This window comes from Cupriavidus sp. HMR-1, assembly GCF_000319775.1.
GTDB classification, from domain to species: Bacteria; Pseudomonadota; Gammaproteobacteria; order Burkholderiales; family Burkholderiaceae; genus Cupriavidus; species Cupriavidus metallidurans.
In genome coordinates, this window is sequence record NZ_ANKP01000229.1 from 15,982 (window position 1) to 37,859 (window position 21,878).

General features: G+C 63.9%; 18 protein-coding genes and 1 tRNA gene. 13 read left to right on the top strand and 6 right to left on the bottom strand.

Features of this window, described 5'->3' with window-relative positions; translation table 11 throughout:
* Window positions 1-61 precede the first annotated feature (61 nt).
* From D769_RS22630 to D769_RS22640, 3 genes are all read left to right on the top strand, one after another.
* Window positions 62-1,465 (top strand): NAD(P)/FAD-dependent oxidoreductase, encoded by a 1,404-nt coding sequence (locus D769_RS22630; protein WP_008649832.1) that lies wholly within the window; start codon window positions 62-64, stop codon window positions 1,463-1,465.
* Window positions 1,466-1,593: 128 nt separating this feature from the next.
* A complete protein-coding gene (locus tag D769_RS22635; protein ID WP_008649833.1) occupies window positions 1,594-2,469 on the top strand; it encodes a dienelactone hydrolase family protein in 876 nt (291 codons plus the stop codon).
* A 123-nt stretch (window positions 2,470-2,592) separates the two neighbouring features.
* Window positions 2,593-3,468 (top strand): ZIP family metal transporter, encoded by an 876-nt coding sequence (locus D769_RS22640; RefSeq protein WP_008649836.1) that lies wholly within the window; start codon window positions 2,593-2,595, stop codon window positions 3,466-3,468.
* Window positions 3,469-3,490: 22 nt separating this feature from the next.
* On the opposite strand, the gene D769_RS22645 is transcribed toward D769_RS22640, so the two are convergent.
* The 3 genes from D769_RS22645 to D769_RS22655 all read right to left on the bottom strand — a co-directional run bounded on the left by D769_RS22645 (window position 3,491) and on the right by D769_RS22655 (window position 6,627).
* Window positions 3,491-4,348 carry a sulfurtransferase gene (locus D769_RS22645; protein WP_008649838.1) on the bottom strand — a complete coding sequence of 286 codons (858 nt, stop codon included), beginning with the start codon at window positions 4,346-4,348 and terminating at the stop codon, window positions 3,491-3,493.
* Window positions 4,349-4,401: 53 nt separating this feature from the next.
* Window positions 4,402-5,322, bottom strand: a complete 921-nt coding sequence (locus D769_RS22650) for a DMT family transporter (protein WP_008649840.1) — start codon at window positions 5,320-5,322, stop codon at window positions 4,402-4,404.
* Between the two features lie 201 nt (window positions 5,323-5,523).
* Window positions 5,524-6,627, bottom strand: coding sequence for an SRPBCC family protein (locus D769_RS22655; protein WP_008649842.1), 1,104 nt, complete (start codon window positions 6,625-6,627; stop codon window positions 5,524-5,526).
* A 459-nt stretch (window positions 6,628-7,086) separates the two neighbouring features.
* On the opposite strand from D769_RS22655, the gene D769_RS22660 reads away from it, so the two are divergent.
* From D769_RS22660 to folE2, 4 genes are all read left to right on the top strand, one after another.
* Complete coding sequence (locus D769_RS22660) at window positions 7,087-7,395, top strand: exodeoxyribonuclease VII small subunit (protein ID WP_008649843.1); 309 nt, start codon at window positions 7,087-7,089, stop codon at window positions 7,393-7,395.
* Entirely contained in the window at window positions 7,392-8,276 is an 885-nt protein-coding gene (locus D769_RS22665; protein ID WP_008649845.1) for a farnesyl diphosphate synthase, read from the top strand. The genes D769_RS22660 and D769_RS22665 overlap by 4 nt, the downstream gene beginning before the upstream one ends.
* A gap of 44 nt (window positions 8,277-8,320) precedes the next feature.
* The gene (gene dxs / locus D769_RS22670; protein WP_008649846.1) at window positions 8,321-10,234 is read left to right on the top strand and encodes a 1-deoxy-D-xylulose-5-phosphate synthase; all 1,914 of its coding nucleotides are present in this window, start codon (window positions 8,321-8,323) and stop codon (window positions 10,232-10,234) included.
* Window positions 10,235-10,565: 331 nt separating this feature from the next.
* On the top strand, window positions 10,566-11,369 hold the full coding sequence (gene folE2, locus D769_RS22675; protein WP_008649847.1) for a GTP cyclohydrolase FolE2: 804 nt from the start codon (window positions 10,566-10,568) through the stop codon (window positions 11,367-11,369).
* Between the two features lie 66 nt (window positions 11,370-11,435).
* On the opposite strand, the gene D769_RS22680 is transcribed toward folE2, so the two are convergent.
* Both D769_RS22680 and tsaD read right to left on the bottom strand, forming a co-directional pair.
* Window positions 11,436-13,475 carry an alkaline phosphatase D family protein gene (locus tag D769_RS22680; protein WP_008649848.1) on the bottom strand — a complete coding sequence of 680 codons (2,040 nt, stop codon included), beginning with the start codon at window positions 13,473-13,475 and terminating at the stop codon, window positions 11,436-11,438.
* 98 nt (window positions 13,476-13,573) lie between these two features.
* Complete coding sequence (tsaD, locus tag D769_RS22685) at window positions 13,574-14,614, bottom strand: tRNA (adenosine(37)-N6)-threonylcarbamoyltransferase complex transferase subunit TsaD (protein ID WP_008649849.1); 1,041 nt, start codon at window positions 14,612-14,614, stop codon at window positions 13,574-13,576.
* Between the two features lie 149 nt (window positions 14,615-14,763).
* Here tsaD and D769_RS22690 point away from each other — a divergent pair, with 149 nt between their 5' ends.
* From D769_RS22690 to dnaG, 4 genes are all read left to right on the top strand, one after another.
* Window positions 14,764-16,005, top strand: a complete 1,242-nt coding sequence (locus tag D769_RS22690; protein WP_008649851.1) for an NAD(P)/FAD-dependent oxidoreductase — start codon at window positions 14,764-14,766, stop codon at window positions 16,003-16,005.
* Between the two features lie 149 nt (window positions 16,006-16,154).
* A complete protein-coding gene (gene rpsU, locus D769_RS22695) occupies window positions 16,155-16,367 on the top strand; it encodes a 30S ribosomal protein S21 (protein WP_008649856.1) in 213 nt (70 codons plus the stop codon).
* Between the two features lie 124 nt (window positions 16,368-16,491).
* Window positions 16,492-16,941: a GatB/YqeY domain-containing protein gene (locus tag D769_RS22700; protein WP_008649861.1), complete on the top strand. Its 450-nt coding sequence runs from the start codon at window positions 16,492-16,494 to the stop codon at window positions 16,939-16,941.
* A gap of 227 nt (window positions 16,942-17,168) precedes the next feature.
* Window positions 17,169-19,010, top strand: coding sequence for a DNA primase (gene dnaG / locus D769_RS22705; protein ID WP_008649862.1), 1,842 nt, complete (start codon window positions 17,169-17,171; stop codon window positions 19,008-19,010).
* A gap of 82 nt (window positions 19,011-19,092) precedes the next feature.
* Here the strand turns inward: dnaG and D769_RS31670 are convergent, their stop codons facing one another.
* Window positions 19,093-19,500 carry a hypothetical protein gene (locus tag D769_RS31670; RefSeq protein ID WP_223277285.1) on the bottom strand — a complete coding sequence of 136 codons (408 nt, stop codon included), beginning with the start codon at window positions 19,498-19,500 and terminating at the stop codon, window positions 19,093-19,095.
* Here D769_RS31670 and rpoD point away from each other — a divergent pair.
* The gene (rpoD, locus tag D769_RS22715) at window positions 19,490-21,769 is read left to right on the top strand and encodes an RNA polymerase sigma factor RpoD (protein WP_040011203.1); all 2,280 of its coding nucleotides are present in this window, start codon (window positions 19,490-19,492) and stop codon (window positions 21,767-21,769) included. The two genes, D769_RS31670 and rpoD, sit on opposite strands and share 11 nt — an antisense overlap.
* A gap of 10 nt (window positions 21,770-21,779) precedes the next feature.
* Window positions 21,780-21,858 (top strand) — tRNA-Ile (locus D769_RS22720).
* The last annotated feature ends 20 nt before the right edge of the window (window positions 21,859-21,878 follow it).

Here is a 21,878-nt window from a genome sequence, read left to right on the forward strand (position 1 = left end):
CGACAATAGAAAGTCGCCGACGAGGCCTGCCGGTTTTCAAATTGAAAACATCGGGTAGACCATGAGTCACGCATACGACAAAGAGGACAGCACGCAGAGGGAGGCGGCAACCGCAAGCACCCAGCCCGGCACGGTGGCACGATCGGAGAAGCAGGCACACCGGATCATCGTGGTCGGTGGCGGAGCCGGCGGGCTCGAGCTTGTCACGCGGTTGGGCGACAAGCTTGGCAAGTCTGGTACGGCGCAGGTGACGCTGGTCGACCGCTCGCCCACGCACATCTGGAAGCCGCTGCTGCACGAGGTCGCGGCGGGCAGCATGGACCCAAACACGCACCAGCTCGAGTACGTGGCCCAGGCGCGTTGGCACTACTTCGAATTCCAGCAAGGTGAACTGACCGGCATCGACCGGGAGCGCAAGCTTGTCAAGGTGGCGGCGTGCCTCGATCAGGATGGCGCGGAATTGCTGCCTTCCCGGGAATTGCCGTATGACACGCTCGTGCTCGCCATCGGTTGCGTCACGCATTTCTTCAGTGTGCCCGGAGCCGCCGAGAACGCGATCGCGCTCGATACGGTCGATCAGGCAGAGCGCTTCCGGCGCAAGCTGATTGCCGCGTGCGTGCGCGCGCAGAACGGCCGGGGCCGAGTCGGGGAGGATGGCCGCCCACGGGTCGACGTGGCGATCATCGGCGCCGGCGCGACGGGGGTCGAGCTGTCAGCGGAGTTGCGCAATACGGCGCACGTGCTCAATGCGTACGGGCTGCACCAGCTCGATCCGCGTCGCGACGTACGCATCCATATCGTCGAGGCGGGCCCGCGCATCCTGCCGGCGCTGTCGGAGCGTGTATCGGCCGAGACGACCAAGCTGCTGCGCAAGCTCGACGTCGACGTGTTCACCTCGGAACGCGTGACCGAAGTCACGAAGGACGCCGTGCTGACCGCCAGCGGCAAGCATGTCGATGCCGATCTGACGGTGTGGGCGGCGGGTATTACCGCGCCGGGTGTGTTGCGCACGCTCGGCCTGCCAGTCAGCAAGATGGGCCAGATCGTCGTGGGCCCGACGCTGCAGTGCGAGACGGATCCGGACATCTTCGCGTTCGGCGATTGCGCTGCCGCGCCGTGGCCCGAGAAGCAGACCACCGTGCCGCCGCGCGCTCAGGCCGCGCACCAGCAGGCAACCTTCCTCTATGACGCGATTCGTGCGCGGCTGGCTGGCAAGCCGCTGCCAAAGTTCGGCTTCAAGGATTTCGGCTCGCTGGTGTCGTTGGGCCACTTCAGCGCAGTGGGCAGTCTGATGGGTGGCCTGATCGGTGGTTCGATGTTCATCGAGGGGCTGTTCGCGCGCTTCATGTACACGTCGCTGTACCGGATGCACGTAATGGCGCTGCATGGAGCCATTGGCATGGGGCTGGACACCATCACGCACTGGCTGCGCAGCAAGACCAGCCCGCGCGTGAAGCTGCATTAGGCGCAGCGGGCGGAGGCCGGCGCCACCCATGATGCGTGCCGCCGGCCCCACTTGTTCCAGGATTGCTTAGAATTGGCGGCGATGTCTGCATCACTTATCCGATTTTCCGTGATCAAGGAGACCGCCCCATGCTGAAGCCCGAAGTCGAAAGCCTCGTTCCTGGTCAGACGTTCGACCGCCGCAGTTTCGTCAAGACCGCACTCGGATCGGCTTTCGCGGCCGCCGTGCTGCCGGTTCACGCCACGACCATCAAGACCGATTTCAAGGGCCTGACGGCTGGAGAGGTCACGGTCGAGTCGAATGGTTTCAAGATGCCGGTCTACCGCGCACAGCCCGAAGGCAAGACAAACCTGCCGGTGGTGCTGGTGATCAGCGAGATCTTCGGCGTGCACGAACACATCGCGGATATCTGCCGCCGCTTCGCCAAGCTGGGCTATCTGGCGATTGCGCCCGAGCTGTTCGCGCGTCAGGGTGACCCGAGCAGCTACGGCACGATCCAGGAGTTGCAGGCCAATATCATCCAGAAGGTGCCCGACGCCCAAGTGATGGGCGATCTCGACGCCTGCGTGGCCTGGGCCGGCGCCAATGGTGGCGACCTGAGCCGTCTGGCCATTACCGGGTTCTGCTGGGGAGGTCGCATCACGTGGCTTTACACGGCGCACAACAATCGCGTGAAGGCCGGCGTGGCGTGGTATGGGCAGCTTGTGGGCGAGCCGACAACGCTCAAGCCGCGCAATTCGGTCGATATCGTCAACGAACTCGATGCGCCGGTGCTGGGTCTGTATGGCGGCAAGGACACTGGTATTACGCAGGAGCAGGTGGAGCGGATGAAGGCCGCGCTGGCCGCCTCTTCCAATCCGAACGCCAAGGCGTCGCGGTTCGTGGTCTACCCGGAAGCCGGGCACGCCTTCAACGCCGACTATCGCGCCAGCTATGTGGAGTCGGCTGCCAAGGACGGCTGGCAGCGCTGCCTCGACTGGTTCCGTCAACACAAGGTCGCCTGACCTGACTCACCGGAAGGGCCATCAGGTCCATCTGGCCCTTCCGGCGTTGCGGTCATTGCAAAGACTGTGCGGACGTACGTACAATGCCGCTTTCACGTTTTTGCAACATTGTTGCGTTAATCGGTGGCGCCTGCCCGACTCCGGGCGGACACCGGTTCCGGGGAGCCCATCATCCATTCCACGCTTCTTTACATCCTGCTGGCCGCGACAATCTCGGGCGTCGGCAGCATTTTTGGCGCGGCGCTGCTCTCGCTGACCGTCGCGTCGCGTGTGGTGGAGCGCATGGTGAGCTTTTCGGTCGGAGTGCTGCTGGCCACCGCGCTGCTGCATTCGCTGCCCGAGGCTTTCGAATCCGGCGCCGATCCGCGCGCCCTGTTCGGCACATTGTTGGCGGGGCTTCTTGGCTTCTTCCTGCTGGAGAAGATCTCGCTGCTGCGTCATTCGCATCACCACGAGGGCGACGGGCATCATCACCATCACGGGCACGACCGCGAGGAAGCGGGGCGCAGCGGCCTGACGATCCTGGTGGGCGACACCTTCCACAACTTTGCCGATGGCATCGTGATTGCCGCCGCGTTTCTTGCCAATCCGCATATCGGCATCGTCACCGCGCTGGCGATCGCCGCGCACGAAATCCCGCAGGAAGTGGGCGACTTCATCGTGCTGCTGAATGCCGGGTTCTCGAAGGCGCGCGCGTTTGCGTTCAACCTGCTGTCGAGCCTGGCGGCCATCATCGGCGGGCTGGTCGGATATTTCCTGCTCGACCAGCTCACGGGCTGGATTCCGTACGTGCTGGTGATCGCGTCGAGCAGCTTCCTCTACATTGCCGTGAGCGATCTGATGCCACAGATGCAGCGCAAGCCGCGACTCAAGGAGTCGGCGGTGCAGGTGGTGCTGGTGGCGGCCGGCATTGCGGCCATCGTCTTCATCACGAATGGCGTGCACGAGCAACACGGGCATCGCCACTCGCGCACCGCCGCCGGGGTGACATCGAACTGATGTCACCGGCGGGAATTCCGGCTTAGCTGCCGGTGGCGACTGGCCGCTTCGGGTCAGCGCACCACTCGCTCCATGAGCCCGGATAGAGCGCCGCGCCGGTCAGGCCGGCGACTTCCAGTGCCAGAAGATTGTGGCAGGCCGTGACGCCCGAGCCGCACTGCATCACCGTCTGCGCCGGGGCCTTGCCCGCGAACACCTGTCCGAAGTCGGCGCGCAACTGATCGGCCGGCTTGAAGTAGCCGTCAGCCGTCAGGTTGTCCTTGAAGAAACGATTGGCGGCGCCGGGAATATGGCCGCCCACCGGGTCGAGCGTTTCGTTTTCGCCACGGAAGCGGTCGGCGGCGCGGGCGTCGACGACCAGCAGCGAAGGCTGGCTCAGGTTCGCCACCAGCGCGTCGGCATCCACGGTCTTCACCAGTGACGCACGGCGCAGCAGGTTACCTCCAATCTCCGGCTCGGCCGTTGCGCCATGCTCTAGCGGCAGCCCAGCCGCCACCCACGCATTGCGTCCGCCATCGAGCACGAGCGCCGCGGCATGGCCGACCCAGCGCAGCATCCACCAGAGCCGTGCGGCATACATGCTGCCTTGTCCGTCATAGGCCACGACCAGCGTATCGTTATCGACGCCCAGCACGCGCAGGCGCGCCGCGAACAGTTCGGCATCAGGCAGCGGGTGGCGACCGCTGAGGCCCGTCTTCGGTCCGGAGAGTTCGTTGTCGAGGTGGAGGTAATACGCGCCGGGGATATGGCCTTGTTGATAGCTATCGCGGCCGGCGGCGGGGTTGGTCAGGTCGAACGAGCAGTCGAAGACGACCACGCGCGGCTTGCCGGCGGCGCGCAGTTGGTCGAGTTCGGTGGCGGTGATCAGCGGAGTCGGCATGAAAGTCCTGTCTGCGTTACGTGTCGGGAACATGCCGCCAATGCTACACCGGCCTACACCTCCGGATGCACCTCGGCCTCGAGTGACTTGACCGGGGTGGCCGGCGTGGGGTGTTTGTCTGTAGCGCGTGCGCGGGTGAGCGTGGTGGCGATGCCGCTGGCTACGATCAGTGCCATGCCCAGCCACGAGATCCAGTTGAGCTTGTCGCTCCACACCAGGATGCCCCACAGGCTGGAAAACACAATGCCCGCGTACTGCAGGTTGGCGGTCAGCAGCGTGTTGCCGCGCTTGTAGGCGCGCGTCATCGACGTCTGGCCAAGCGTGGCGAGGATGCCGATCGCCAGGAGCAGGCCCGCGCTATGCCACGTGTGCGGGCTCACGCCGGTAAACAGCATCCAGACCAGGCCGCACACCAGCCCCACGGCCGAGAAGTAGAACACGATGCGGCCTTCCGGCTCGCCCAGTTGGCCGAGTTGGCGCACTTCGACATAGGCCAGCGCCGTGAACACGCCCGAGATCAGGCCGATCAGGCCGCCAGTGAGCTGGTCCTGGCCAACCGAGGGTTGCAGCAGACAGATCACGCCGGCAAACGACAGCAGGATTGCGCCGATCAGCTTGCGATCCGCCGCCCCGGCCGTACCGGCAAGCGCGGCGCTGGCGCCGAGGATCAGGGCGATCCAGACCGGCGACATGTAATTGAGCGTCATGGCCGTGGCCAGCGGCAGCATCGAGATCGAGGTGAACCAGAGCAGCAGTGCCGTCACGCCGAACACGCTGCGCTTGATGTGAGTGGCCATGTGCGGCGTGCTCACCGGTACTCCGCGCGAGGCCAGCATGATCCACATGATCGTCACGCCGATGAGGCTGCGATAGAAGACGATCTCGCCCGTGGTGTAGAACTCGGCCGCCAGCTTGACACCCACCCCCATCAACGAGAACGAGAAGGCGGCGAACAACATCCAGAGCGATTGCATGATGGCGGGTGAGGGCGAGGGGGGCGGAACGGAAGCGTGTGCCGGTGTCGGCACGGCGCCAAAGGCAGGCAAACCGTTGTAAAAGCAACGAATAAGAGACGGATTCTAGCAGTGCTCCGGCGGCCGCACCAATGCAAAACGGACCGCTCTCGCGGTCCGTTTGCTGGCATCCACCGATAACGGGCGATCAGCGCACGCCAGTTACCTGTTGTAGTCCATCACGCGGCGGTACCACTCGTGGAAGTGCTGCATGCCGTCTTCCATCGGAGACTGGTAGGGGCCGGTCTCGCTGATACCGCGCTTCATCAGCGCCAGGCGGCCAGCGTCCATGCGCTCAGCGATCTCGTCGTCCTCGATGCACGTTTCCATATAGGCAGCGCGCTCGGCCTCGACGAACTCGCGCTCGAACAGCGCGATTTCCTCGGGGTAGTAGAACTCGACGATATTGCGCGTCTTGCGCGGGCCCAACGGGTGCAGCGTCGAAATGCAGAGCACGTTCGGGTACCACTCCACCATGATGTTGGGGAAGTAGGTCAGCCAGATCGCGCCGTGCTTCGGCAGTTGCCCGTTGTTGAAGCGCAACACGGCCTCGTGCCACTTCTCGTACGTAGGGGTGCCCGGGCGCTTCAGGCCAGCATGCAGGCCCACGGTCTGCACGCTATGCCAGTCGCCGAATTCCCACGTGAGGTCGTCGCAGGAGACAAAGCTGCCCAGGCCCGGGTGGAACGGCACGACGTGATAGTCCTCCAGGTAGACCTCGATGAAGGTCTTCCAGTTGTAATCACAGTCGTGGACTTCCACGTGGTCGAGCTTGTAACCGTCGAAGTTCAGGTCCTGCGCCACGCCGAGCTTTGCCAGGTCGGCGCGCACGTCGCGCTTGCCCTCGAACAGCAGGCCGTTCCAGTTCTGCAGCGGCGAGCGGTTCAGGTGCGTGCAGGGCTGCTTCTCGAAGTGTGGCGCGCCGAGCAGGCCACCCTTGAGGTCGTATGTCCAGCGATGCAGCGGGCAGACGATGTTCCTGGCATTGCCGCGGCCGTTGAGCATGATGGCCTGGCGATGGCGGCACACGTTCGACAGCAGTTCGATGCCGTCGGGGTTGCGCACCAGCATACGGCCTTCGTCCTCGGCGGCCAGCGTCTGAAAGTCGCCGGTCTCCGGCACCATCAGTTCGTGGCCGACGTAGCCGGGGCCATTCTTGAACAGCAGTTCCAGTTCTTGTTGATGCAGTGCCTCGTCAAAGTAGACATTCACGGGCAACTGCGAATCAGCCGGCGCCAGCTTGAGCGCGGTGCTGAGATTGGACATTATCCCCACTCCCTATAACAGGCGAAAGCAGTGAACAACCCAACCATCGAAATATGAATCGATTTGGGAAACCGTGTCAGACGAGCAGGATCCGGCCAGGTTCCCCCGGGGTTAGTGATGGGGAAAATGTGCCCGCCGACACACCGCGTATGAGCGGTCATGTTGGTGCGGACGCAACGGCCTGGAACTCGCTGACGAGCCCGGGATTGTACCCGAGCCAAAAAGTTAAGGGCCTGATTTTTTTGCCTTTTTAGCGAAAAAGTCGACCCGGGTCGTCATGGAGGTGCCCTTTCGGGCGCATTCCGAATGACGACCCGGCCGCACACGTCACTTCCCTGTCAAAACCCGGTGCCAGGTAGATATCCACATGGACGATATGGCTATTGCGCCGGTCAGGCGATTCTGCGACCAAGCTCAGGATTGGCGTAAAATCCCGGATTCCCCTGATGAAGGCCTGACATGCCAAGAACCACGACCGCCCCGGTCCAGCCTGAAGATACGCCGGCCGCCAGCGTGCCGCCGGCTTCCTATGAGGCCGCAATGGCCGAGCTGGAAACGCTGGTGGCGAGCATGGAAAGCGGCGATCTGCCGCTCGAGGCATCGCTTGCCGCCTACCGCCGCGGTGCCGAGCTGGTGCGTTTTTGCCAGCAGAGCCTGGAGCGCGTGGCGCAGCAGGTCAAGGTACTCGAAGGTGACGCACTGAAGCCGCTTGCCGGCGAGTCGCGCACCCAGAACAACGCAGATAGCAACAGCGCAGATTTCGAATGAGCGATTTCGCCACCTGGATGCGGGCGCAGGGCGCCCGCACCGAAGCCGCTTTGGAAGCGGCCCTACCGTCCACGGACACAATTCCACACACCCTCCATGAGGCGATGCGCTATGCTGTGCTCGGCGGTGGCAAGCGTGTGCGCCCCCTGTTAGTGCACGCTGCGGGCGAGGTGGTCGGTGCGACACCCGAGGCTTGCGATGCCGCAGCATGTGCCGTCGAGATGATTCACGCCTATTCGCTGGTCCACGACGACATGCCCTGCATGGACGACGACGATCTGCGCCGCGGACGTCCCACGGTCCACAAGGCCTATGACGAGGCCACGGCCCTGCTGGTGGGTGACGCATTGCAGAGCCAGGCGTTCATCGTGCTGGCCCAGACCCCGGCACTGGCCGCGGAAGCGCGCCTGAAAGTGGTGGCGGAACTGGCCGTGGCATCGGGCTCGGTGGGCATGTGCGGTGGACAAGCCATCGATCTCCAGAACGTCGGCAAGGCCATGACCCGTGAGGCACTCGAAGGCATGCACCGCATGAAGACTGGCGCCCTGTTGCGCGCCAGCGTGCGCATGGGTGCGTTGTGCGGAAACATCGACCAGGCCGGCCTTGTGGCGCTTGATCGATATGCCGCGGCCGTGGGATTGGCGTTCCAGGTCGTGGACGATATTCTCGACGTCACTGCCGACACGGCAACGCTTGGCAAGACGGCGGGCAAGGATGCCGCGAACGACAAGCCGACCTACGTATCGCTGCTTGGCCTGGATGCCGCACGCGAACTGGCTGCCCAGCTTCGCACCGACGCCCACGAGGCGCTGGAGGGATTCGGCGCACGCGCTGGCCGGCTCGCCGAACTGGCCGACCTGATCGTGCTGCGCTCAAACTGAACTGAAAAGCCGGACGCACAGAATCCGGCGGCCGAACGGACACCATGACCTACACGCTGCTCAATAAAATCGACGACCCCGCGGACCTGCGCAAGCTGGACCGTCGCCAGCTCGACACGCTGGCCGAGGAACTCCGCGCCTACGTGCTCGAATCGGTCTCGCAAACCGGCGGGCACCTGTCGTCCAACCTCGGCACGGTGGAGCTGACGATCGCGCTGCACTATGTCTTCGACACACCGAACGATCGCGTGGTCTGGGACGTGGGTCACCAGAGCTATCCCCACAAGATCCTGACTGGCCGCCGTGACCGCATGTCGACGCTGCGCCAGTATGGTGGCATCTCCGGCTTCCCGCGCCGTGCCGAGAGCGAGTACGACACTTTCGGTACTGCGCATTCGTCGACGTCGATTTCCGCGGCGCTGGGCATGGCGCTCGGTGCCCGTACCCGGGGCGAGAAGCGCGTGGGTATCGCCGTGATCGGCGATGGCGCGATGACCGCCGGCATGGCTTTCGAAGCCATGAACAATGCGGGCGTCTACAAGGACCTGCCGATGCTGGTGGTGCTGAACGACAACGACATGTCGATCTCCCCGCCGGTGGGCATGTTGAACAAGCACCTGGCGCGCCTGATGTCGGGCCAGTTCTACGCGGCCACGAAGAAGGGCATCGAGAAGGTGCTGTCGGTGGCGCCGCCGGTGCTCGAATTCGCCAAGCGTCTGGAAGAACATGCCAAGGGCATGGTCGTGCCGGCCACGCTGTTCGAGGAATTCGGTTTCGACTACGTCGGCCCGATCGACGGCCACGACCTCGAGTCGCTGGTCCCGACGCTGCAGAACATCCGCCAGCGCGCGCTGGAAGGCCACGGCCCGCAGTTCCTGCACGTGGTGACCAAGAAGGGCCAGGGCTACAAGCTGGCCGAGGCCGATCCGATCCTCTACCACGGCCCGGGCAAGTTCAATCCGGCCGAGGGTATCCGTCCGTCGGCCAAACCGTCGCGCAAGACCTACACGCAGGTGTTTGGCGAGTGGCTGTGCGACATGGCCGCGGCCGACAAGCGCCTGATCGGCGTGACGCCGGCCATGCGCGAAGGCTCGGGCATGGTCGAGTTTGAAAAACGCTTCCCGGACCGTTACTACGACGTCGGTATCGCAGAGCAGCACGCGGTGACCTTTGCCGGCGGCCTGGCCTGTGAGGGCCTGAAGCCGGTGGTGGCGATCTACTCGACGTTCCTGCAACGTGGTTACGACCAGCTTATTCACGACGTGGCGCTGCAGAACCTGCCAGTGGTGTTCGCGCTGGACCGCGCTGGCCTGGTGGGCGCCGATGGCGCCACGCACGCCGGTGTGTACGACATCCCGTTCCTGCGCTGCATCCCGAACATGATGGTGATGGCGCCGGCAGACGAGAACGAGTGCCGTCAGTTGCTGACGACCGCGTTCCAGCAGGATTGCCCGACCGCAGTGCGCTATCCGCGCGGCGCCGGCGTCGGCGTGGCCACGCAGCCCGAACTGACCGCGCTGCCGGTGGGCAAGGGCGAGATCCGCCGCGAAGGCCATGCCCGCGCAGGTCAACGTGTGGCGATCATGGCGTTCGGTTCGATGGTGCATCCGGCCCTGACCGCGGCTGAGCAACTCGATGCCACGGTGGCCAACATGCGTTTCGTGAAGCCGCTCGATGTGGAACTGGTCAAGCAACTGGCCGCCAATCACGACTTCCTGGTCACGGTGGAAGAGGGCGCCACGATGGGCGGTGCTGGTAGCGCCGTGCTCGAAGCGCTGGCCGAGGCGGATATCGCACTGCCGACGTTGGTGCTGGGCCTGCCCGACAAGTTCATCGACCATGGCGATCCGGCGCATCTGCTGTCGCTGTGCGGCCTCGACGCGGCCGGCATCGAGCGTTCGGTGCGCGAGCGCTTCGGCCTGGCGGCGCAACCGGTCAAGGTGGCGAGCGTGGCCTGACGCCAACCGATACAGGTCATACGCGGTACTGAGAACCGGCGCGGCAACCCCGCGCCGGTTTGTTTTTTGGCGCGCGGGAATGGCATTTTTCTGCAGCGCTGCGGCATTATCCGCATGAAATATGCGGATTCACGGCGGGCGGGAACATGACTGTCCAATATCCCGTAAAATCGCCTTTCCGTTTTTGTGTTCGCAGCTGCGGGCCGGCGCCCCCATCCAGCCTGGACCCGTCGTTTCACACTCGTTGCGCGGCGTAGAGATGTTCTGCGAAATCGCCGCGACCGTAAGGATGGCCGCGCCCCCTTTGTCGGCCTCCTGGAGGAAACCGTAGATGAATGACATCAATCCCGCCTTCGTCATGCCCGACGTGCAGTCGAGCGTCGATACCCGCCAGATCGTGATCCAGCGCGTCGGCGTGAAGGGCGTGCGATATCCGCTGACGCTGAAGACGCCTGCCGGCGCAGTGGGCACGGTCGGTACGTTCAATATGGACGTGCGCCTGCCGGCCGACCAGAAGGGCACGCACATGTCGCGCTTCGTGGCGCTGCTCGAGGAAAACCGCGCGCCGCTGGACCTGGCCGCTTTCCGCGCGCTGGTCGACGACATGCTGGTTCGCCTGGAAGCCGATGCGGGTCGTATCGAAGTGTCGTTCCCGTACTTCATCACGAAGACCGCGCCGGTGTCGGGCGTGCAGTCGCTGCTGGACTACGAAGTCACGCTCGTGGCTGAGGCGCGTGACGGCCAGACACGCATGTTCATGACCGCGCTGGTGCCGGTGACGAGCCTGTGCCCGTGCTCGAAGAAGATCTCGCAGTACGGCGCGCACAACCAGCGCTCGCATATCACGATGCGCGTGGAGCTTGCCGGTGACCTCGATGTCGAGGCGCTGGTGCGCATGGCTGAGGAAGAGGCATCGTGCGAACTGTGGGGTCTGCTCAAGCGCCCCGACGAGAAGTTCGTTACCGAGCGTGCCTACGAGAATCCGAAGTTCGTGGAAGACCTGGTGCGCGATATCGCGATGCGGCTGAACGCGGACGATCGCATCGTCGCATACACGCTGGAAGCCGAGAATTTCGAATCGATCCACAATCACAGCGCCTATGCTGTGATCGAGCACGACAAGCGGCATCAGTAACGGTTGCTTGTTTTTCGCCCCTCGCCCACGTGTGGGAGAGGGGCGCATTGCCGCATCGGACTGGTATCAGACCAGCGTCACCGCAGGCGTTCCCGCCGCAACCTCCACCACCTGCACACTGGCTGTCGCCGGCATCGCCGGGGCCACGCCGCCCGCGATCGGCTTGAGTTTGTGAAAGCTGCAACTCAGCTTCGAAGCCGTCAGCGTCACCACCGCGTAACCCTGCGCGTCGGAGTTCACATACGTTAGCCACGGATTGAACGACGTCAGCGTCGTGTTGAACGTGTTCACCATCGCCCCGTTGCCATCGGTCGTGTAGACCAGCGGTTTTGCGTCCGCGAATGCCGCGTCGCTGTCTACCACGCTCTTGAAGTAGCTTTGGAACGAGTTGCTCGACAGACCCGCCGTGACCAGATCCACCATGACCGGGACCGGCGTCGCGGCGTCGTAGTCGTCCATGACCGGGCCCGCGAAGAACGCGTGAATGTCGCCGGTCAGCGCCACCACATTGCTGATGCGCTGCGTCTTCAGGAAGGCCATCATGGCCTTGCGCTCGGCGTTGTAGCCATCCCACTGGTCGGCGTTGAGAATGAACTGGTCGATCAGCATCGCAGGTGGCAGACCACCGGTCAGCGCGGCCACGATGGCGTTGATCTGGAGCGCGGGCACGGTCAGCCCCGTCAGCAGGCCGCGCAACTGGGTAAAGGCCGGCGCCTGGTAGCTGTTGGCGGCCTTTGCGTCCTTCAGATCCTGCGCAATGGCGCCGGTCAGGGGCCGCTTCTGCGATGCCAGCGCGGGAATTTGCGCGATCACGGCGTCGGCCAGCAACGATCCGACCGCCAGCGCCCCGTCAATCTGCATGCGTAGCAACGAGACCTCGTTGCCCCACAGCTTCCACGTGGTCGTGGCATTGCCTATCTGCTGTTGCCACCAGCCGCGTTGGGTGTCGCCAAGGATCGACACCGGCGTCAGCGCGCCACCAGCGGCGGCCAGCTTGCTGCCTTCCAGCGCGGCCAGCGTGGTCTTCGGCACGAAGTAGCGGCTGCCGATTTCGCTGCCCGCCGCCTGTTCCGGAATCACATGATCGGCGCGATAGAGCCGCTCGTCCGTCATCACCAGCGTGGCCAGGTTGCCGAACGTGAACGAACGGTAGATCTGGATGTTGTGGAACGACGTATCCGCCTGGTCGAAGCTGACGTCGGCTGGCATGAACTCGAACCACGCCTGGTTCGCCGCGCGCCGGCGCGCGGTGCGCGGCGTGGCATCGTCAGCGGCGGTATAGGTCTGATGGTCCTGCCAGCAGTCGTCGGAGAATTCGTGATCGTCCCAGATTGCGATCACGGGAAAGCGCGCGTGCAGCGCCTGCAGGCGTGGATCGCTGCGATATGACTTGTAGAGGTAGCGATAGTCGTCGATTGTGGTCGCGTAGTGAGCGCCATCGTCGCGCAGCGTGCCGTTGGGCAACGTCAATTGCGCATGGCGCGTTTCCACCTTGCCGGTCTGGAACGCCGCGCCGACGGTCTCGTAGATGTAGTCACCCATGTGGACCACGAAATCGAGGTCTTCGTTGACAAGCTCCTCCATGCCGGCCCAGTGATTCACGCTCCAGTCCTGGCAGGTGATGAAGGCGAACTTCAGTTGCGACAGTGGCGTGCCGGCGGTGGGCGCGGTCTTGGTGCGGCCCACGGGGCTGGTCTGATTGCCAACCTGGAAACGGTAGTAGTACGTGGTGCCGGCGGACAGACCCGTCACCTTGTTGCGCAGCGTGTAGTCCCAGTCAGGCGAGGCAGCCAGTGTGCTGTTGACGATCAGCGTGCTGAAGTCCGCCTGTGTCGACACCTGCAGTTGCACGTTGACGGGCTTGCTGCCGTTGTTGCCGTCCACGCGCGTCCAGAGCATGACGCTATCGGGTTTCGGGTCGCCGGATGCCACGCCTTGCTGGAACGTGAACGTGTTGCCCGGCTCGTTGGCGGGCGGCGTCGTGGGCGGATTGGTCGAGGGGGTGGCGGGCGAGGCGTTGTCGTCACCACCGCAGCCGGCCAGGCCGGTGGTGGCCACCGTCACGGTGACGAAACTTCCCCATTGCAGAAATTTGCGGCGATCCACTTTGCGTTCCCTTCCTTGTTATGTGATGCAGGAATCGCAAATTGTTCGGTGGTCCCGTGACCACCATGTGTCTGGATGTCAGCTCGATTAGAGCTTTTCTACGAAGTCCGGGCCTCGGGCAGGCGGATATCGGCCAGATCCCACCGTGGCGTCACGCCATAGTCGTAGCCGTGCCGGGCAAGCTCCGGCGCGGCCTTCAGGCGCATCGCGCCGGCAAACGCGATCATCGCGCCATTGTCAGTGCAGAACGCCAGATCGGGGTAGAACACCTCGACCTTGCGGCGCTTGCCCATCTCATTGAGCCGTTCGCGCAGTTGCCGATTCGCGCCCACGCCGCCCGCAACCACGAGCCGCTTGTCGCCGGTCTGCTTGAGCGCGGCGAACGACTTGGCGGCCAGTACGTCGACGATCGCATCGACGAACGCGCGCGCCAGATTGGCGCGGTCCTGCTCACAGGCATTGCTGAGCTTGCGTGTCTGCGTCAGCACGGCGGTCTTGAGGCCAGCGAACGAGAAATCGAGATTGCCAGAATGCAGCATCGGCCGCGGCAGTTCGAAGGCGCCGGGGTTGCCGAATTCCGCCAGCCGCGACACTTCCGGGCCGCCCGGATACCCGAGGCCCAGCAGCTTGGCGGTCTTGTCGAATGCTTCGCCGGCGGCGTCGTCGAGCGTTTCGCCGAGCAGCTTGTAGTCGCCGATGCCCTTTACTTCCATGAGCTGGGTGTGCCCACCAGACACCAGCAGCGCCACGAACGGGAACGGCGGCGGGGCACTCGTCAGCAGTGGCGAGAGCAGATGGCCTTCCAGGTGGTGCACGCCGATCATCGGCACGCCGAGCGCGAAGCCCAGCGCATTGGCCACCGATGCGCCCACCAGCAGCGCGCCGGCCAGTCCGGGGCCCTGCGTGTAAGCGATGGCGTCGATGTCCGCGCGCGTGCGGCCCGCATCGTCCAGTACCTGCTGCAACAGCGGCAGCACGCGCCGGATATGGTCGCGTGATGCGAGTTCGGGCACCACGCCGCCGTATTCGCGATGCATGGCGATCTGCGAGTGCAGCGCGTGCGCGAGCAGGCCGGCCTCGGTGTCGTAGAGGGCCAGCCCGGTTTCGTCACAGGAGGATTCGATACCGAGGACAAGCATGGCGTTTCTGGTGCGGCTGGCAGCGCCCGTGCAGGCATCTGCAGCGATCGTGCCGGCAAAATCTGAAGGCCAGCAGGGTAGCACACCGGGGCCAGGCGCGCTCGCGGGCCCGCATTTCGATACAATCCGGGCTTCGTTGAAGGGGTGGCATGACTCAGGGCAGACAAGACCGGTTCGATGTGGCGGTGCTGGGCGCGGGAGCCGCCGGCATGATGTGTGCCGCCGTGGCCGGGCAGCGCGGCGCGCGCGTGGTGTTGATCGACCACGCCACGAAGCTGGCGGAGAAGATCCGTATTTCCGGCGGCGGGCGGTGCAATTTCACGAATCTCCAGGCCAGCCCGGCCAACTATTTGTCGTCCAACCCCCATTTCTGCCGCTCGGCGCTGGCGCGCTACACGCCGCAAGATTTCCTGGCGCTGATGCGCCGCTACGACATTGGTTGGCACGAGAAGCATCGCGGCCAACTGTTCTGCAATGACAGCGCCGAAGACGTGATCAACCTGCTGCGCGCTGAGTGCGAGGCTGGCGGCGTGCGCTGGCAGACCGGCTGCAGCATCCATGAGATCCGCCGCGAGGGTGCCGACTACCTGTTGCTGACATCCCAGGGCACGGTGCGAGCCGGCGCGCTGGTGGTCGCTACCGGCGGGCTGTCGATCCCGAAGATCGGCGCAACGGACTTCGGCTATGCCATCGCCCGTCAGTTCGGCCTGAAAATCATCGACACGCGACCGGCCCTGGTACCGCTGACGTTCGACGGCCAGGCGTGGCAGCCGTTCGTGCCCTTGGCGGGGGTGTCGATGGAAGTCGATATATCCACGGGCAGCGGCAAGACCGCGGGCACGTTCAAGGAAGACCTGCTGTGGACGCATCGGGGCTTGTCCGGGCCGGCGGTGCTGCAGATCTCCAGCTACTGGCGCCCCGGAACGCCGATCGAGATTGACCTGTTCGATGGCGAGGACGCCGCCGCGTGGTTGATCGGGCACAAGAAGAGCAGCCGTAAGCATCTGAACAATCTGCTGGGCGAGCGTCTGCCGTCGCGACTGGCCGACGCATGGTGCGCGGCGGTGGGGCTGCAAGGCACGCAATCCGTGGCCGATATGCCGGACAAGGCACTGCGCCAACTGGGCGAATCGCTGAATCGTTGGCGCCTGGTGCCGTCCGGCACCGAGGGCTACAAGAAGGCCGAAGTGACACTGGGTGGTGTCGATACGCGCGGACTGTCGTCGAACACGATGATGGCGCGGGAAGTCGACGGACTTTATTTCATTGGCGAGGTCGTGGACGTGACCGGATGGCTCGGCGGCTACAACTTCCAGTGGGCCTGGGCATCGGCGGTGGCGGCTGGGGAAGCCGTGGCCGAGGCGGCTCGCGGCGCAGGCGCTGTTGCGTAGGCAGCATGTGTCGGCCCGCATGTTGGCCCTCGTGCCGGCCCTCATGTGCAGCTTGGCAGACCTTGCGCTAGAATCGTCGCTCTCGTAAAGCCGCCGGCGCGGTGCCGGCGCAATCCCACCCGGTTTTCTCATTGCATTTCGGCCGCCATATGACGACGATTCGCCTTAAGGAAAATGAACCGTTTGAAGTTGCGCTGCGTCGCTTCAAGCGCACCATCGAGAAGAATGGCCTGCTCCCCGAACTGCGGGCGCGGGAGTTTTACGAGAAGCCCACCGCCGAACGCAAACGCAAGCGCGACGCCGCCGTCAAGCGCAATTACAAGCGCCTGCGCAGCCAGATGCTGCCGAAGAAGCTATACTGACCGTGTCTTAGCGTCAGCACGAAACCCGCTGTGAGCATGGCTCCGGCGGGTTTTTGCGTTATGGTCGGGTTTGCCCCGCTCGCGTCCGTTGCTGGCGCGTAATCCAACTTTTCGGAAGATTGCCATGTCCCTCAAAGCCCGCATCAACGATGACATGAAGGCCGCCATGCGTGCCCGTGAAGCCGAGCGTCTCGGCACCGTCCGCCTGCTGCTGGCGGCCATCAAGCAGCGCGAGGTGGACGAACGCATCGAACTGGACGACGCTGGCATCACCGCCGTGATCGACAAGATGATCAAGCAGCGCAAGGACTCGATCTCCCAGTTCGAGCAGGCGGGCCGCGATGATCTGGTTGCCAAGGAAAAGGCCGAACTCGACGTGCTGGTAGCCTATATGCCGGCACAGCTCTCCGACGCGGAAGTGGCTGCCGAGGTTCAGAAGGCCGTGACCGAAAGCGGCGCAGCCGGTCCGCAGGACATGGGCAAGGTCATGGGCCTGGTGAAGGCCCGCCTGGCCGGCCGTGCCGACATGACCGCGGTTTCCGGGCTGGTGAAGGCCGCGCTCGCGCCGAAGTAAGCCTCTCATCGGTCAGAATCATTGCCGTCAGCAGATGTAATGCGTGATGTTGTCTGCGCGTTGATGAAAATTGCGCGTAGATGTCAGCAATCCCAAGTGGCGCGTTGCATCTGCACTACAATGATTCGATAGCCGCCGGGCGACGCCCCGGTCACGTATTCCAGAGAACTTCGAAACGGCCGCCGGCGTTTTGCCCGGCAGGCCGTGCCATCAGGACGGTCAGTCGGGTGATTCCGCAATCCTTTATTCAGGACCTGCTCAACCGCGTCGACATTGTCGATGTGGTGGGCAAGTACGTGCAGTTGAAGAAGGGCGGCGCCAACTTCATGGGCCTGTGCCCGTTCCATAACGAGAAGTCCCCGTCCTTTACCGTATCGCCGACCAAGCAGTTCTATCACTGCTTCGGCTGCGGCGCGCATGGATCCGCCATCGGGTTCCTGATGGAGTACTCGGGGCAGTCCTACCCGGACGCGGTGCGCGAGCTGGCCCAGTCGGTCGGCCTGTCCGTGCCGGAGGAGCGCAATAGCCTGCCACCCGCCCAGCGGGCAGAGCAGCAAGCCAGGTCGTTGGCGCTGACAGATGCCATGACGCGTGCCACTGACTTCTACAAGAAGCAGTTGCGCGGCGCCCCGCAGGCCATCCAGTACCTCAAGGGTCGTGGCCTGACCGGCGAGATTGCCGCTCACTTCGGTCTTGGCTACGCGCCGGACGACTGGCAAGGGCTGGAGACCGTGTTCGGAAGCTATCGCGATGACGCCATCGCCGGCCCGCTGGTGGAGGCCGGGCTGCTGATCGAATCTCAGGACAAACGTGATGCCGATGGCAAGCCGCGTCGCTACGACCGCTTCCGCGATCGGATCATGTTCCCGATCCGCAATACGAAGGGCAATGTGATCGGATTTGGCGGCCGCGTGATGGGGCGGGGCGAGCCAAAGTACCTGAATTCCCCGGAAACGCCGCTCTTCAGCAAGGGAACGGAGCTCTACGGTCTGTTCGAGGCGCGTCACGCAATCCGCGAAAATGGCTACGTGTTGGTGGTAGAAGGCTACATGGATGTGGTCGCGCTGGCTCAGCTCGGGTTTGCCAATGCCGTCGCCACACTTGGCACGGCCTGCACGCCGGTTCATGTGCAGAAGCTGATGCGCCAGACCGACGCCGTGGTGTTCTCGTTCGATGGTGACGCCGCTGGCCGCCGTGCCGCGCGCCGCGCGCTGGAAGCCTGCCTGCCGCACGTGGCGGATAACAAGACGATCCGCTTCCTTTTCCTGCCGGCCGAACACGACCCGGATAGCTACGTCCGCGAGGAGGGAACCGACGCGTTCGCGCGCCAGGTTCAGAACGCGATGCCTTTGTCGCGCTTCTTGCTGCAAATCGTCACGGAAGATCAGGATCTGCGCCAGCCCGAAGGCCGTGCCCGCGCGCAGTACGAGGCCAAGCCGCTGCTCCAGGCGATGCCTGCCGGTGGCTTGCGGCTGCAGATCGTGCGCGAACTTGCCGATACCACAAGCACCACGCCGGCCGAGATCGAGGCGATTTGTGGCCTGGGCAGCGATTCCTCACGGGTTGGTCGATTCGCTCAGCCGCGCCCGCGCGCGCGGCGTCAGGCGCCGACGGGGCTCGAACAGCGCGTGATCCAGTTGCTGATGTGCTACCCGTCGCTGGCGGCCCGGCTCGATGGGGACGCACGCGCATTGCTGCTTGACCCCCAGCACTCCGGATCCGAGGCGCTGGGCTACCTGGTGTCCGCTTGCGACGGCATTCAGGGTGAGGTGAACTTCGCGGCCTTCAGCGAGCAGTTGGCGCAAACGCCCTACGCCGATGTCTACGCGAGCGCACGCACGGTGGTACTGCGCGAGGAAATCGAAGAGGAGCCGGCGACGCATGAGTTCGACGGCGCCGTCCACAAGTTGCTGGCCGAGCCGCTGGAGCGCGAGCAGAAGGCGCTCGAGACCATGGTGAGCGCGGGCATGGCCGACGAAGAGACCAAGGCGCGATATCTCTGGCTATCGCGCGAAGTGCAGCGGCGCAGGCAAATGGGCTGGCGGCCCGCCGCCATGGAGGATAGTTGAACCGATTTTCGGCGTGAGCAGTTGAGCACGTGGCCTGAACCGATGGAAAAATTGGCGGCCAAACTGCTTAAGCCTTGATTTTTCAGGTGAAAACACAACCTGACAGGAAGCCGGGGGTTGGTGACGTGCTACAATGCCCGGTTTGGATTGCGAAATCTTTCTTCCCATTACTGGCGAAAGTGAGCGTGCCAATGGCAAAGGCCAAAGCAACCGAAGGGGTAGCCGTGAAGGCGCCCTCCAAAGCTCCCCAATCAGGGAGCGGCAAGGCGTCCGTGAAAACAACGGCGGCGAAGACATCGACCGCGTCAGTCAGGACGACATCAGCCCGGTCTGCGCCAGCAAAATCCGCGCGGAGCGCAACTGCGCCCGCCGGAACCACTTCCGCCAGGAATCGCACATCCGAAAATACAAAGCCCTCGACTTCGGCACGCGAGAGCGGCAAGAGCGCCAATACAAGCGGCAAGAGCGCCGCTGCACCAGTGAAAGGCAAGAGTATCACCGTGGCGAAACAGCAGAATACCGAAGTCGAGAGCAAGCGTGCGGCAACGACGGCCGGCACACGGAGTGGAGGCGCCAAGGCAGGCACCACCACTGCCGCGACGCCCAAGGCCCGTGCCGCGACTCCCGCACCCGTTGCATCCGAGCGTCCCGCCGCTCCGGCCGTCAAGCCGGAGCCGAAAAAGCGTGGCCGCAAGCCCAAGGCCGAGATGCAGCAAGACGACAGCACCATCGAAGACGTGACTGAAGAGTTTTACGACAACGACGCGCCGGCTACCCCTGCCGCTGCGCCCAAGACCGAAAAGCAGAAAGCCAAGGACCGCAAGGCCAAGGAAAAGGCCCTGCTCAAGGAATTTGCATCGTCGAATCAGGCTGGTAGCGAGGAAGAGCTCGAGATCCGTCGCCAGAAGCTCAAGGCGCTGATCAAGCTCGGCAAATCGCGTGGCTACCTGACCTATGCGGAAATCAACGATCACCTGCCGGACGACATGGTCGATTCGGAAACGATCGACACGCTGGTCGCCACGCTGAACGACATCGGTATCGCCGTCTACGAACAGGCGCCGGATGCCGAGACGCTGCTGCTCAACGACAACGCACCGTCCGCCACGAGCGAGGAAGAGGCCGAGGAAGAAGCCGAAGCCGCCCTGTCGACCGTGGACTCCGAATTCGGCCGCACCACCGACCCGGTCCGCATGTACATGCGTGAAATGGGTACCGTGGAACTGCTGACGCGCGAAGGCGAAATCGAGATCGCCAAGCGCATCGAAGCGGGCCTGAAGGACATGGTGATGGCGATCTCGGCCTGCCCGGTCACGATCTCCGAAATCCTGGCCAGCGCCGAGCGCGTGGCGAACGAAGAGATCAAGATCGACGAGTTCGTCGATGGCCTGATCGACCCGAACGCAGAGGAAGTCCAGGACAACTCCCCGGCCCAGGCGGTAGCTGCCGATGACGAGGACGAGGATTCGGACGAAGACGGCGACGACGGCGAAGAGGAAGACGACGAAAGCGGCGGTGGCGCCGGTGCGTCGGCTCGCCAGCTCGAGGAACTGAAGGTTGCCGCGCTGGAAAAATTCCGCGTGATCGCCGAGCAGTTCGACAAGATGCGCCGTGCCTTCGAAAAGGAAGGCTACAAGTCGAAGCCGTACGTGAAGGCCCAGGAAGCTATCCAGGCCGAACTGATGAGCATTCGCTTCACCGCGCGTAATGTCGAGCGTCTGTGCGACACGCTGCGTGGCCAGGTGGACGAAGTGCGCAAGCTGGAACGCGCCATCCTGAATATCGTTGTCGACAAGTGCGGCATGCCGCGCGCCGACTTCGTGGCCCGTTTCCCGGGCAACGAGACGAACCTGGACTGGATCCAGACCATCGTGGCCGACGGCAAGTCGTACAGCACGATCGTCGAGCGTAACGTGCCGGCCGTGCACGAGCTGCAGCAGAAGCTGATCGACCTGCAGTCGCGCGTGGTGCTGCCGCTGAAGGAACTGAAGGACGTCAATCGCAAGATGTCCGAAGGCGAGAAGCGCGCCCGCGAAGCCAAGCGTGAAATGACCGAGGCCAACCTGCGTCTGGTGATCTCGATCGCGAAGAAGTACACGAACCGCGGCCTGCAGTTCCTGGATCTGATCCAGGAAGGCAACATCGGCCTGATGAAGGCGGTGGACAAGTTCGAATACCGTCGCGGCTACAAGTTCTCCACCTACGCCACGTGGTGGATTCGCCAGGCCATCACGCGCTCGATCGCCGACCAGGCTCGTACCATCCGTATTCCGGTTCACATGATCGAAACGATCAACAAGATGAACCGGATCTCGCGCCAGATCCTGCAGGAAACCGGCAATGAGCCGGATCCGGCAACGCTGGCCGAGAAGATGGAGATGCCCGAGGACAAGATCCGCAAGATCATGAAGATCGCCAAGGAACCGATCTCCATGGAAACGCCGATCGGTGACGACGACGATTCGCATCTGGGCGACTTCATCGAAGACACGAACACGCTGGCCCCGGCCGAGGCTGCGCTGCATGGCTCCATGCGCGACGTGGTCAAGGACGTGCTCGACAGCCTGACGCCGCGCGAAGCCAAGGTGCTGCGCATGCGTTTCGGCATCGAAATGAGCACCGACCACACGCTCGAGGAAGTCGGCAAGCAGTTCGACGTGACGCGCGAACGTATCCGCCAGATCGAGGCAAAGGCACTGCGCAAGCTGCGCCACCCGAGCCGCTCCGACAAGCTGAAGAGCTTCCTGGAAGGCAACTAACGCCTTTCAAGGGCCTCTAGCTCATGCCTGGTTAGAGCAGCGGACTCATAATCCGTTGGTGCCGTGTTCGACTCACGGGAGGCCCACCACTGATGTTGTAAATGCGAAG